This is a genomic window from Erythrobacter litoralis HTCC2594, from assembly GCF_000013005.1.
GTDB lineage: Bacteria > Pseudomonadota > Alphaproteobacteria > Sphingomonadales > Sphingomonadaceae > Parerythrobacter > Parerythrobacter litoralis_A.
Genome location: NC_007722.1, coordinates 128,669 through 142,469, shown reverse-complemented (window position 1 = coordinate 142,469; position 13,801 = coordinate 128,669). Strand labels below are relative to the sequence as shown.

Annotated in this window: 10 protein-coding genes; 6 read left to right on the top strand and 4 right to left on the bottom strand. The window is 65.2% G+C overall.

Annotated elements, in window-relative coordinates; genetic code table 11:
* Positions 1-5 precede the first annotated feature (5 nt).
* The 6 genes from zwf (at position 6) to EL2594_RS00535 (ending at position 8,381) form a co-directional block, all read left to right on the top strand.
* Entirely contained in the window at positions 6-1,460 is a 1,455-nt protein-coding gene (gene zwf / locus EL2594_RS00560; protein WP_011413079.1) for a glucose-6-phosphate dehydrogenase, read from the top strand.
* Complete coding sequence (gene edd / locus EL2594_RS00555; protein ID WP_011413078.1) at positions 1,453-3,258, top strand: phosphogluconate dehydratase; 1,806 nt, start codon at positions 1,453-1,455, stop codon at positions 3,256-3,258. The genes zwf and edd overlap by 8 nt, the downstream gene beginning before the upstream one ends.
* Positions 3,258-4,229: a glucokinase gene (glk, locus tag EL2594_RS00550; protein ID WP_011413077.1), complete on the top strand. Its 972-nt coding sequence runs from the start codon at positions 3,258-3,260 to the stop codon at positions 4,227-4,229. Before edd ends, glk begins: the two co-directional genes overlap by 1 nt.
* Before the next feature lie 17 nt (positions 4,230-4,246).
* A complete protein-coding gene (gene eda, locus EL2594_RS00545; protein ID WP_041685459.1) occupies positions 4,247-4,840 on the top strand; it encodes a bifunctional 4-hydroxy-2-oxoglutarate aldolase/2-dehydro-3-deoxy-phosphogluconate aldolase in 594 nt (197 codons plus the stop codon).
* Positions 4,837-7,599: a phosphoenolpyruvate carboxylase gene (locus EL2594_RS00540; protein ID WP_011413075.1), complete on the top strand. Its 2,763-nt coding sequence runs from the start codon at positions 4,837-4,839 to the stop codon at positions 7,597-7,599. The genes eda and EL2594_RS00540 overlap by 4 nt, the downstream gene beginning before the upstream one ends.
* A gap of 101 nt (positions 7,600-7,700) precedes the next feature.
* Positions 7,701-8,381 carry a L,D-transpeptidase family protein gene (locus tag EL2594_RS00535; protein WP_011413074.1) on the top strand — a complete coding sequence of 227 codons (681 nt, stop codon included), beginning with the start codon at positions 7,701-7,703 and terminating at the stop codon, positions 8,379-8,381.
* Positions 8,382-8,402: 21 nt separating this feature from the next.
* Here EL2594_RS00535 and tilS read toward each other — a convergent pair whose 3' ends face one another.
* The 4 genes from tilS to ptsP all read right to left on the bottom strand — a co-directional run bounded on the left by tilS (position 8,403) and on the right by ptsP (position 13,752).
* Positions 8,403-9,362, bottom strand: a complete 960-nt coding sequence (gene tilS / locus EL2594_RS00530; protein ID WP_011413073.1) for a tRNA lysidine(34) synthetase TilS — start codon at positions 9,360-9,362, stop codon at positions 8,403-8,405.
* A 55-nt stretch (positions 9,363-9,417) separates the two neighbouring features.
* On the bottom strand, positions 9,418-10,344 hold the full coding sequence (locus EL2594_RS00525) for a tetratricopeptide repeat protein (protein ID WP_011413072.1): 927 nt from the start codon (positions 10,342-10,344) through the stop codon (positions 9,418-9,420).
* 186 nt (positions 10,345-10,530) lie between these two features.
* Positions 10,531-11,361 (bottom strand): helix-turn-helix domain-containing protein, encoded by an 831-nt coding sequence (locus EL2594_RS00520; protein ID WP_011413071.1) that lies wholly within the window; start codon positions 11,359-11,361, stop codon positions 10,531-10,533.
* 123 nt (positions 11,362-11,484) lie between these two features.
* Complete coding sequence (ptsP, locus tag EL2594_RS00515; RefSeq protein WP_011413070.1) at positions 11,485-13,752, bottom strand: phosphoenolpyruvate--protein phosphotransferase; 2,268 nt, start codon at positions 13,750-13,752, stop codon at positions 11,485-11,487.
* Between the last annotated feature and the right edge of the window lie 49 nt (positions 13,753-13,801).

Here is a 13,801-nt window from a genome sequence, read left to right as displayed (position 1 = left end):
GCCGCATGAGCTTTACTGCCGACCGCCTGTTGCTGTTCGGCGCGACAGGAGACCTGTCGCAGCGCATGCTGCTGCCCTCGTTGGCCGCGCTGCATGCCGACCACCTGATCGGTGACGATCTGCAGATCATCGGCACTGCGCGCTCGGACCTCGACGATGCCGGCTTCCGCAACTTCGCCCGCGAGGCGCTGGAGAAATTCATGCCCGCCGAGCGGCGCAGCGACATGGCGGGCTTCCTCAATCGCCTGTCCTATCAGCCGCTCGATGCGACCACGCTGGAGGGGTACAAGGAGCTGGCCGACAAGGCCTGTTGTTCCGAGCACGGCACAGCGATCTTTCTCTCCACCGCGCCGAGCCTGTTCGAGCCGACGATTGCAGGGCTCCGGCATGCCGGGCTGGCGGGCGAGAATGTGCGGATCGGTCTGGAAAAGCCGCTCGGCACCTCGCTGGAGACATCCTGCGAGATCAACGATGCCGTCGCTGCGGCTTTCAGCGAGGACCGGACTTATCGGATCGATCACTACCTCGGCAAGGAGACGGTGCAGAACCTGATGGCGCTGCGCTTCGCCAATATCCTGTTCGAGCCGATCTGGAATTCGAATTATATCGAGCATGTCCAGATCACTGTCGCCGAAACGGTCGGGCTGGAAGGGCGCGTCGCTTTCTACGACGATGCCGGCGCGTTGCGCGACATGGTGCAGAACCACATGCTGCAATTGCTGGCGCTGGTCTGCATGGAACCGCCGACCGATTTCGACGCCACCGCCATCCGCGACGAGAAGGTCAAGGTGCTGCGCGCACTGCGCAAGGTCGACGCGGGCGAGACCGTGACCGGCCAGTATCGTGCGGGCGCGATCGACGGAAAATCCGTGCCCGGCTACGACGAGGAATTGGGCCCAAAGGACGGTGGGGACAGCGACACCGAGACTTTCGTCGCGATCAAGGCGCATGTCGAGAACTGGCGCTGGAAGGGCGTGCCGTTCTACCTGCGCACCGGCAAGCGCCTGCCGGAACGGGTGACCGAAATCGTCGTTCAGTTCCGCTGCATCCCGCATTCGATCTTCAGTTCGAAAGGCGCGACCACCCAGCCCAACCGGCTGGTGATCGGCATCCAGCCGGACGAGAACGTGACGCTCAACGTGATGGCCAAGGTTCCGGGACTGGGGCGTGACGGCATCCGGCTGCGGCAAGTCCCGCTCAATATCGCCATGCCCGATGCCTTCAGCGGCAAGACCCGCCGGATCGCCTATGAACGCCTGCTGCTCGACCTGATCGAAGGCGACCAGACGCTGTTCGTGCGCCGCGACGAGGTGGAGGCGCAATGGGAATGGATCGACGCCATCCGCGCGACGTGGAGCGAAAGCGACCTCAAGCCGAAGACCTACAGCGCCGGGACCTGGGGCCCGAGCGCCGCAATCGCGCTCGCCGAACGCGACGGAGTGAGCTGGCACGATGAGTAACCTTCACGACACCATCCACAAGGTCACCCAGCGCGTTATCGAGCGCTCGAAGCCTTCGCGCAAAGCCTATCTCGAGCTGATGGACCGCGAAGCCGACCGCGCGCCCGATCGCAGCCAGGTCAGCTGTTCCAACCTCGCGCACGCCTATGCCGGGGCGACCGACGACCAGGCGGTGATGAAGGCGGGCGGCGCGCCGAATATCGGCATCGTCACTGCCTATAACGACATGCTTTCCGCGCATCAGCCCTATGGCCGATACCCTGAGCGGATGAAGATCTACGCCCGCGAGGCCGGGGCCACTGCGCAGGTCGCGGGCGGCACTCCGGCGATGTGCGACGGGGTGACGCAGGGCGAGGACGGAATGGAACTCTCGCTTTTCAGCCGCGACACCATCGCCATGAGCACCGGCGTGGCGCTCAGCCATGCGATGTATGAAAGCGTCGCCTTGCTCGGCATTTGCGACAAGATCGTGCCGGGCCTGCTGATGGGCGCGCTGCGGTTCGGCCACCTGCCCGCCATCTTTGTGCCGAGCGGGCCGATGCCGAGCGGTGTCGCCAACAAGGAAAAGCAGCGCGTGCGCCAGCTCTATGCCGAGGGCAAGGTGGGCCGCGACGAATTGCTGGCGAGCGAGATGGGCAGCTACCACTCGCCCGGCACCTGCACCTTCTACGGCACCGCCAATTCCAACCAGATGATGATGGAGATGATGGGGCTGCACATTCCCGGCAGCGCTTTCATTCAGCCCGGCACGAAACTTCGGCAGGCGCTCGACCGTGCGGCGGTGCATCGTCTGGCCGCACTGACGGGATCGAAAGAGCGCAGCCTCGCGCGCTGTGTCGATGAAAAAGCGATCATCAACGCCGCCGTCGGGCTTCTGGCGACGGGCGGCTCGACCAACCACGCCATCCATATCCCGGCCATGGCCCGTGCCGCAGGCGTAATCTTCGACTGGACCGATCTGAGCGAGCTTTCCAGCGCGGTGCCGCTGCTGGCGCGGGTCTATCCCAATGGCGCGGGGGACGTGAACCATTTTCACGATGCGGGCGGCATGGGCTACGTGATCGGCGAATTGCTCGAAGCGGGCCTCGCCCACCGCGATATCGCCACGGTGTGGGACAGTGACCTTTCCGCTTATGCACTCGAGCCCGGGCTGGATGACGACGCGCTGGCGTATCGCAACGTCGGCGAGAGCGGCGATGACACCATGCTCCGCCCCGCCTCCGATCCCTTCAGCCCCGATGGCGGCATGCGGCTGGTGGAGGGCAATCTCGGGCGTGCCTGCTTCAAGACCAGTGCCGTCGACAAGGAACGCTGGACTATCGAAGCGCCGTGCCGGGTGTTCGAGGACCAGCCATCGGTCGCCGCGGCGTTCAAGGCGGGCGAGCTCGACCGGGATGTCGTCGTAGTGGTCCGCTTCCAGGGGCCCCGCGCCAACGGAATGCCCGAACTGCACAGCCTCACGCCGCCGCTCGGCGTGCTGCAGGATCGCGGCTACCGCGTCGCGCTGGTCACCGATGGCCGCATGTCGGGGGCGAGCGGGAAAGTCCCAGCGGCGATCCACTGCACACCCGAGGCGCTTGGCAGCGGCCCGCTGGCCAAGCTGCGCGATGGCGATGTGGTGAAGCTCTGCGCTAGCAACGGAACGCTTTCCACCTCTGCCGATCTCGACAATCGCGAGGCCGCTGCGGACCCGGCGCCCGATTGGGGCGTAGGCCGCGAGATGTTCAGCATGTTCCGAATGCACGCCGACGGGGCCGAACAAGGTGCCAGTCCGATGTTGGCTGCGGCGGGTCTTTGATGGACCTCGTCGCCGTCGATATCGGGGGAACCCACGCCCGCTTCGCCATTGCCACTGTCGCGGAGGACGGCGCGATCACGCTCGGCGAACCGGAGACGCTCCACACCGAAGATCACGCCAGCTTCCAGACCGCGTGGGAGGATTTTCGCGATCGCATGGGCGGCAGCCTGCCCGACGCGATCAGCATGGCCGTCGCCGGGCCGGTCAAGACCGACATCATCCGCTTCACCAACAATCCCTGGATCATCCGTCCGCCGCTGATTGCCGAAAAGCTCGGTTGCGGGCGCTACACCATCGTCAACGATTTCGAAGCCGTGGCGCATGCTGCGGCCCGCGCACCAGCGGAACAGTTTATCCATCTCGCAGGGCCGGAGCAGGACCTGCCCGCTAAAGGCACCATCAGCGTGCTTGGCCCTGGCACCGGACTAGGCGTCGCTCATTTCTGGCGCGACGGAGACGGCGGCTACCGCGTGCAGGCGACCGAGGGCGGGCATGGCGATTTCGCCCCGCTCGATTCCATCGAGGATGCGATCCTCGCCCGCCTGCGCAAGCGGCACATGCGCGTGTCGGACGAACGCGTAGTTTCGGGACCGGCCATCGTCGACATCTACCACACGCTCGCTGCCATGGAGGGCCGCGCGGTGCAGGAGCTCGACGATGTCGAGATCTGGACCCGCGGTACCAGCGGCGACGACAGCCTCGCCGCCGCCGCTGTCGACCGCTTCTGTCTCGCTCTCGGCAGTGTCGCGGGCGATATCGCGTTGATCCAAGGCGCGAGCGGCGTCGTGATAGCAGGTGGCCTCGGCTATCGCATCCGTGAGACACTGACCGCTTCCGGTTTCGAGGACCGCTTTCGCGCCAAGGGACGCTTTGCCGGCCTGATGGCGACGCTGCCGGTCAAGCTGATCGTCCATCCCCAACCCGGCCTGTTCGGCGCGGCCGCAGCCTTTGCAAGGGAACATCTATCGTGAGCACTATCGAATCCATCATGCGCACGGCGCCCGTGATCCCGGTGATCGTGATCGATGACGTGGCCGATGCGGTTCCGCTCGCCGAAGCCTTGGTCGAAGGCGGCTTGCGCGTGCTTGAAGTGACCCTGCGCACCCCCGCTGCGCTCGATGCGATCAGGGCCATGAAGCAGGTCGCAGGGGCGATCGTCGGCGCTGGGACTGTCATCAACCAGCAGGACCTGGCCGACGCGCTCGATGCAGGCAGCGAATTCATCGTCTCGCCGGGGCTCACCGAGCCGCTCGGCAAGGCCGCGATCCGCGCCGAGGTGCCGTTTCTTCCCGGTATCGCGAATGCGGGCGACATCATGCGCGGGCTGGACCTTGGCCTCACGCACTTCAAGTTCTTCCCCGCCATGGCCGCAGGGGGCCTGCCCGCCCTGAAAGCGCTCGCTGCGCCTTTCGGCCAGTGCAAGTTCTGCCCCACAGGCGGCATCAGCGAGGATACGGCACCCGAATGGCTCGCTTTCGATCCGATCCTGTGCGTTGGCGGCAGCTGGGTCGCGCCGCGCCATCCGAGCGATTTCGCCGCCGTCACACAATCGGCACAGGCTGCCGCCAAGCTCACGCCATGAAGTCCGTCACCGACCTTCGCGAGCGCCTGCAGGACATGCACAGCCGGACAGCGGAAACCCCGCTGTTCAACCCGGTGTTCCAGCTATCGCTCGACCTTTCGCGCGCTCTTGAGGCGGGCGAATTGTCGCTCGACGATCTCGAAAGCATGATCTGCGAGCTGGAAACGACGGCGCTGGAAGATCGCGCTGCGCGCACGCGGCGCTTGCTCGCCCTGCCCGGCACGGACACTTGGCGGCTTGGCCCCGATTTTGCCGATTTCGGCGCGTTCCGTGAGCATTGGGAGCAGCCGCGCCTGCACGCGGTTTTCACTGCGCACCCGACATTTCTGCTGACGCCCGACCAGGCCAGCTCGCTTGCCAGTGCGATCACCGGCGACGGGAGTGTCGCCGATGCCGCCTGCACCGCGACCGAGGACCGTCCGGCTGTCACTCTAGTCTACGAGCACCAGCGTGCGATGCGCGCCATCGGCCATGCGCAGGACGCGCGCGACCGGATCGTCGGCGAATTGCTATCCAATGCGGCCGTCAGTTTCGCCGACCGGTGGCGGGACCTGAAGCCGCTGCCGTTCCGCTTCGCAACTTGGGTCGGCTACGACATGGACGGGCGCACCGACATCAAGTGGTACGATTCCATTGGTTTTCGGCTGGCGGAAAAAGCCCAACGTCTGCGCCGCTATGTCGCAAAGCTGGAAAAGATCGACAGCGGGCACAAGCTGCTCGGCACGCTGCACCCCGCCCTCGCCTATGCCGAAGCGCGCGCCGAGGACTTCGCGCAGGACCTCAGCGATCCGGTCGATCTCAGCGATGCCGCCAACCGCCTGACCGCCGATCACGAGCACAAGCTGCTCAGCCTCGCGCCAATCATCGCCGCGCTGGAAGAGGAAGCGCAACAGGCATCCGAAGATCACGCGATCAAACTGCTGACCCTCGCCGCCGCGATGCGCGCCGACGGGCTGGGCATGGGCTGGATACATTTTCGGGTGAACGCCAAGCAGCTCCACAACGCCATTCGCCGCCGCATCGAAGGCGGCGATACGCTGGAGATCGGCAGCAAGGGTGCGATGGCGGTGCTGCGCAAGATGGTCGCCGAAGTCGAACCCATGCGCGCCAACTTCGGCGCGCTCGCGATCGAGGCCAGCACGGCGATCCGCCAGTTCCTCGCCATGGCGCAGATCCTGCACCATATCGATGCCGATGCGCCGATCCGCATGCTGGTGGCCGAATGCGAGCAGCCCTCCACCGTCATGGCCGCGCTCTATTTCGCCAAGCTCTTCGGCATTGCGGACAAGGTCGATGTCTCCCCACTGTTCGAAACCGAAGCGGCGCTGGAGCATGGCGGGCGGTTCCTCGATGCGCTGCTGCAGGAAGACGAATACCGCGCCTATGCCCGCAACCGGGGCCGTGTCTGCATCCAGACCGGTTTTTCCGATGCCGGGCGTTTCGTCGGGCAGGTCCCGGCGAGCCTGGCCATCGAGCGCCTCCAGGGCCGGATGGCCGACGCCATGCGCGCCAATGCGATGAGCGATGTCGCTGCGCTCGTGTTTAACACCCATGGCGAGAGTATGGGGCGCGGTGCGCATCCGGCCTCACTCAAAGATCGCCTCGAATGGCCGCTGTCGCCATGGGCGCGGGGCCGCTTCGCGCGCGGCTCGGTCCGGCTGGAACCCGAGGCCAGCTTCCAGGGCGGCGATGGTTACCAGCTGTTCGAGACGCCCGAACTCGCCTTCGCAACGCTCGCCCATATCGCCGATTACGAATGGACCGAGCATGCCAGCGGCGAGCCCGATCCCTTCTATACCCGCACCGACCTGAGCCTCGACTTCTACCGCGCCATCCGCACGCACCAGCGCGAGCATCTCGAAAGCCAGACCTATTCGCGAGCGATCACGGCCTTCGGGCTCGGCATGCTCAATTCGACCGGCAGCCGCGTCAGCCGCCGGCAGAGCGACGTCGCCGCCGACCGCTCGATGAACCTGCGCCAGATCCGCGCCATCCCGCACAATGCGATCCTGCAGCAGCTCGGCTATCCGGTGAACGTCATCGCCGGGATCGGCACCGCTGCCGAGGGCAATGAAGAAGAAATCGCGCAGCTGCTGGAATCCAGCCCTCGCGGGCAGCAGTTGATGCGGCTCGCGCGCAATGCCAATGCGCTCGCCAGCATCAAGACCGTCGCCGCCTATGGCGAACTGTTCAACAGCGCTTACTGGGCGAGCCGCACCTATCGCGGGACCGAAGACGGCATCTCGCATGCTTGCCAGGCGTTGGCCGATTATCTCACCAAGGATGACCGCAACGGGGTATTCCGTCGATTGGCCTCGCGCCTGCGGGTCGATGCGCTCAAGTTTCACCGATTGCTCGAGCACCTGCCCGCGGAAGACCCGCTACCAGAGCGCGAGCAAACACGGCGCACGCTCGGCGTCTTGCAGGCGCTGCGGCTGGCGCTGTTCAAGCACATGTTTCTGCGCGCGGTATCGCTCCCCAGCTTCAGCCGCGCCAACGACATCAGCCGCGACGATGTGCTGGAAATGGTCTTCACCTTGCGGATCGACGATGCGCTGGCGCAGATGCGGCGGGCCTTCCCGACCAGCTTCCCACAGCTTGACGATTTCCAGATGGATGAGCCGAGCGACTGGCCTGACGACGAAGGCGAAGGATACGGCGCGATCGGACGGAACTATATCGACCCGCTGGAACGCGCCTACATGCTCTCGCTGCGCGTCACGACGGCGATCGCCAACCATTTCGGCGCGCATGGCTAAGGATTGCATGCGTTAACGAATACGGCTGCCGGTCGTCCAATAGCGGGACGGCGCCTTCCTATTGATGGATTACCGAGGGCAATACGCGCATACAGCTACCCATGAACGCAATGCTCAAATGGATTGGTGGCGCCACGGCGGCCACGGTACTGGTTTTCGGCGGCGCGACGCTGGCGAGCACCATGATGGCAGATTCTGCAACGGCGGAAGCCGAGACTGCTTCGCACGAAGAGGCGATACCGGTCGACCCGGCAAAGCTGGGCGGGGAAGACGCAGCGCCCGAAGCGCAAGTTCAGCAGGCCTCGGCCCCGGTGGACGAAGAGTTTACCGTCAGGAGTATCCTGCCGATCGATGGTCCGATCAAATATGGCGAATGGCACTGGAACACCGACAAAGCGCCCGCTGAAGGCAAGATCGTGATGACAGTCGACCTGAAGGCCCGCGTCATCAGCGTGTTCAAGGGCGGTCACGAAATCGGTGCGGCGGCTGTGCTGCTCGGCACCGACGAGCACCCTACCCCGCTCGGCACTTTCCCGATCAAGTACAAGATGCGCCACAACGTATCGGAAAAATACGACAACGCACCGATGCCTTATTCGATGTTCCTGACCGACGATGGCGTTGCGCTGCACGGCTCGGATGTCGAGAACGGCTATGCCAGCCACGGCTGCGTCGGCATGCCCGACGATTTCGCTGCCAAGGTCTTCGCCGTCGCCGGGAAGGGCGACCAGGTCATCATTACCGATGGCGAGACGCTGGGAATGGGTGAATCGATCCTGTAATCTGCCTGCACGCTCGCTGCATCATCCGGTGCGGCGCGGCGGCTCCTTCTCGAACTTCCACGCATCGGTCTCAGAATTGGGGCCATCCCGATGCCAAGCACGCCGCGCGACTACGCCGCCAAGCGAGCCCGCACCCTCTGACATGAGCTGGTCGATCAGCCGCGCGATCGACGATCGCGGGACGTCGGCCCCGAATTCCAGCAAGATCAGCCGCACCGCTTCGATCTCTACGGTCCGGGCGTGGCCCCAGTGAAACCAGACCGTTTCGCCCTCGCGGTAGGTGCAACGATTGTAGACATCGGCAGATGACCGGCGCACTGCATCCTCCGCCTCCTGCAGATGGCGCGCGCTGCGCGCCATCGCCAGCGGATCGAGCCACGGTAGATCGGCCAAGGCCCGCCGGACCTGAACTCTGTCATAGCGCGTATCGACATTGGACGGGTCCTGCACCGGGGCAAGCCCGGCATCCGCCACGATCCCCGCCAGTTCTTCGCGCCGCCACTCGAGCAAGGGTCGCACGACGAGATATTCGCCCAGCGGCTCGGGCGACAACAGCACGGTGCGCGCACGGATGCCCGCCAGCCCCGATAACCCGCTGCCGCGGTTGAAGCGCATCAGCAGGGTTTCGGCCTGGTCGTCGGCATGATGGGCGGTGGCAAAAGTGTCGGCGCCTTGTTCGCCGAAGCATCGGCACAGCGCCTCGTAACGCGCCTTTCTTGCGCGATCCTGCGTATTGCCGGGTTCGAGCGCCACTTCCACCGTGTGGTGCAGGACTCCCAACCGCTCGCACAGCCCGCCGACCATGGCTGCTTCGTCGGCCGCCTCGGGCCGCAAGCCGTGGTCGATGGTCGCGGCGACGACGCGGCCAGGCAGAGCCGTATTGGCGAGCAGCAACAGGGCGAGACTGTCCGGTCCGCCGGACACGGCGACGCCGAGCCTCGGCGCGTCGTCATCGTCGATATCGTGCCACAGCGGACGCAAATCCGCGAGGAAGCGCTCGGCTAAGGCCCGGTCGACCGCAAGATCGGGCGTGCTATCAATTGCAGCTCACCTTGGCCCGGTTGGCCTCGTACTGGTCCTGTAAACGCCCTGCCGCCAGTGCCGGATAGGTCTCGCCGAATTCCGCCAGCGCAATGCAGGCCCGGCTGGTGTCCTCCAGCGCGATCATCGTTTCGGCGAGATACAAGAGGCTGTCGGGCGCGCGGGCCGCGTTGCGATCGTCCTGGTAATTGCGCAGGAACCACGGTGCGGCTTCGCGAGGCTTACCGTCGTCGAGATAGGCGCGGCCGAGCAGGTTGCGACCATAGGTCGCGCGCCAGTGGTCGGGATATTTGTCCACGAACATGGCCAATTGCTGCTGCGCCTCGGGATAAAAACCCGCATCCCAGAGCCGGAAGCCGTAGGAATATTCGTCGTCGGCGGAATCGTCGGTCTGCGGCTTGGCGATCTGCTGAACCGCCGCAAGGCGTTCCGGCGAAGGCGCGGCGGTTGCGGGCGTGGTTTCTGGCGCGGCAACGGTGCGGGCAGCGCTCGATGTCGCGCCCTCGCCGCCCGACGGTCGAGTAGTCGTCGTGGAAGCGCCCCCGGCAGCACCGGTTGCGGCACCCGACGTGGCGGCAACAGCCACGCCTCCCTGCTCCAGCGCAGCCATCCGCGTGGTGAGACCCAGCAGCGTGTTGCTGTTCTCCTCGACCTGTCCGGTGAGCCGTTGGAGCGAGGTTTCGACTGCATCGAGCCGCGCGAGGATGTCGGTCACTGCCGTGGTCGACGTGGTCGGAGCCGTCGACGTGCCGGTGCGCGCGGTATCGATCTGCGGTTCGAAGAAGCGCCCGTCAGCGCCGGGGAAGACGCGGCGCTGCAGCGCGCGGACTTCGGCCTCAAGCTTGCGGATGCGGGCTTCATCATTGTCCTGCGCCAGTGCGGGCGCCGGGGTCAGCGCAACACCGGCCAGCGTGGCCGCCATTACGGCCCCAAATGCCGGGCGCCTGAAAATCGTTGGGAAGCGGCGGATCGTCATTCTATCCCTCTCCATAGCTCTGGAATCTGCCATCGCGACGCAGCGCCGAACTGATGCTGAACGGTCGGGAGCAAAAATTAACCAAGGCCCCCGTCATGTCGAGGGCAAACGGGCGGAAAACGGGGGAAATGCCTAGGCTTCGGGCTCGGCGGTTTCGCTTGGCTCGTCGGCCCTAGCGAGCAGCGCTTCCGCGCTGACCGGCACGTCTTTGAGCACCCGGTCTTCCTCGCTCAGCTTGGGCACCGTCTGCCCGCCTATCGAAATCGAAAAGGCGTAGGGCCGACCGGTCCATATCTGAGGATTCTGCGCATCGGCGGGAACGGTGTAGCTTTCGCCTTCGGCCATCTGCTTCTGCATCAACTGGCGCCCCGAACCGTCGTAAAACTTGACCCAGGTGTCGTCCATCAGCGCGGTGAAAACCACCGGACCGCCAGGTTCTGCCGCCGGAGCAGCTTCGGCGGCGGCTTCCTGCGCGTCGGCGCGCGCTTCGGCCTGTGCCTGTTGTTCGGCGGTCAGGATCGACCCCGGCCCGGCGCCGGGCAGGAAGAAAGTGCGGTAGAACATGAAGCCGCCCGCCAGCAGCAGCACAATGGCCGCGATCGAGAAGAACACGAGACCGCGCGAGGGAACCCGTGCCGGATCGCCGGGTTCGAGCCCGCTCGCCTGGCCATACCGCTCGGCCGGGTCTTCCGCGCCGAGATCGGTACGGACCTGCTCGGCAATCTCCTCCGGGTCGAGGCCGAGCACCTTGGCGTATGTCTTCGAGAAGCCGACCGCATACGGCGCTGCCGGAAGCGCGGTGAAATCGCTTGCCTCGATGGATTCGATGTGCCGTTTGGGAATGCGGGTCTTGGCCGCGATCTGCTCCAGCGTCAGATCCTGCCGCTCGCGCTCGGCGCGCAGGCGTTCGCCCGCTCCGAACGAAAGCTCCGCCGTGCCTTCGGTGACCTCGTTATCTGCCATTCTATACCCGTTACGACCGCTTTATCTTTGCCCAATACCATCCGCGGGCTTAACGGTGCCTGTCAAGCGATGATTGCCGCCGCGACTGCGCTTGAACAGTCTGCCGCCACTTTCCGCCGCATATCACTCTACATCGATGTCCCGCTCGCGCGCCCATGCGGTAATCGCCTCCCGCATGGAAGGCGGCGGCGAGGCGAGCCAGCCGTTCATCGCATCCTCGATCTGCTTGAGGTCGACCTGCCGTACCAGTTCCTTGATCGGGCCGACCGAGACGGGCGTAATCGAAAGCCGGTGGATGCCGAGGCCCAGCAGTGCCAGCGCCTCCAGCCTGCGGCCGCCCATCTCGCCGCACACGCCGAGACCGACATTGTGTCCGGTGGTCGCCTGTACGATCCGGCGCAGGAATCTCAGGATTGCGGGGCTGAGCCAGTCATAGCGCGCCGCCAGTTTCGGATTGGCCCGATCGGCGGCAAACAGGAATTGCGTCAGGTCGTTGGTGCCGATCGAGAGGAAGGACACTTTCGGGATGAGGAGATCGAGCACTTCGGCCAGCGAAGGCACTTCCAGCATGGCGCCGAAATTGATTTCATCCGGCAGCATCTTCTTCTGCTTGCGCAGGAAAGCGATCTGGTCGTCGAACACAGCCTTGGCGGCATCGAATTCCCACGGTTCGCTGACCATCGGGAACATAACGTTGAGCTTCTTGCCGGCCGAAGCTTCCAGCAGCGCGCGCGCCTGCGCCTTGAGCAGGCCTTCGCGTTCCAGCGCGAGCCGCAATGCGCGCCAGCCCATTGCGGGATTCTCGTCGTTCTCTGCCTCCTCCGAAGCGAGATACGGGACCGCCTTGTCGCCGCCGATATCGACAGTGCGAAAGACCACTTCCTTTCCGCCCGCCGCATCGAGAACGTCGCGATAGAGCCGGGTCTGCCGCTCCCGCTGCGGCAGGGTGGCGGAAACGAGAAACTGGAATTCGGTGCGGAACAGCCCCACCCCGTCGGCGCCCACCAACGGCAGGTTCGACATATCCTCGCGCAGGCCGGCGTTCATCAGTACCTGGATGCGGGTGCCGCAGCGCGTGAACGGCTCGACATCGCGCAACTCGGCATAGGCGGCCTGGCGTTCCTTGCTCTTCACGAAGCGTGTGTCGAAGGCATCGGCGACCGGCTGCGTCGGCCGGATGTTGGCCATGCCGGCATCGCTGTCGAGCAGAATTTCGTCGCCTTCGCGCACCACCCCGCGCAAGCCGCGAACCCGCCCGAGGACCGGGATACCCATCGCGCGCGCCACGATCACGACATGCGCGGTGAGCGAGCCTTCCTCTAGGATCACGCCCTTCAGGCGCCGACGGTCGTATTCGAGCAGCTCGGCCGGGCCGAGATTGCGCGCGATCAGGATCGTGTCGCGCCGCAGGCCCTGCGAGGCCGCCGTGCCGAGCTGGCCCGAGACGATCCGCAGCAACCGGTTGGACAAATCTTCCAGATCATGCATGCGCTCGGCCAGCAGCGGATCGTCGATCTCGCGCATGCGCATCCGGGTTCGCTGCTGCACGCGCTCGATCGCGGCTTCCGCCGTCAGCCCACTGTCGATGGCTTCGTTGATGCGCCTCGACCAGCCTTCGTCGTAAGCGAACATCCTGTATGTCGCGAGGATGTCCTCGTGCTCGCCGCCCTTGCCGAATTCGGCCTGCTGCGAGAGCCCGTCGATCTGGTCGCGCATCTTGTCGAAGGCGTGATAGACGCGCTGCCGCTCGACCTCGATGTCATCGGCCACGACCTGGTCGATAGTCACCCGCGGCTGGTGGAACACCGCGAAACCGCTGGCGATTCCCGAAACGAGCGATAGCCCTTCGATCTGCGCCGGTCCGGTCTGCGCCTCGGTGGCACCGACCTCTTCCTCGTCGATCAGTTCCGCCGCGCCGATCAGTTCGGAAAGGACCATGGCCGTCGTCTGCAGCGCCTCGATCTCGACGTCTTCGTATTTGCGCGGATCCATGTGCTGCACGTTGAGCGCGCCCACGGCACGTTCGCGATAGACGATCGGAACACCGGCAAAGGAGTGAAACTTCTCTTCGCCGGTTTCGGGCCGGTACTGGAAATCGGGATGCGCGCGCGCTTCGGCGAGGTTCAACGTTTCCTGGTTGGCGACCAACGTGCCGGTCAGGCCCTCGCCGATTGCCATGCGCGTGACGTGGACAGCCTCCTTGTTTAGGCCGCGGGTCGCGTAAAGCTCCAGCATGCCTTCGCGCAGCAGGTAGATCGAGCACACTTCGCTATCGAGCGATTCGCCGATGATCTCGACCACGCGGTCGAGCTTGCCCTGCGCATGCATGCGCGAGGCCATGACCTCGTGCAGGCCGGTCAGGATCTGGCGGGCGGAGGCGGCAGCACTCATACTGCTGCGCCTAGCGCATCGATCTCGCCATGGGAATTGCCGTGTCGGT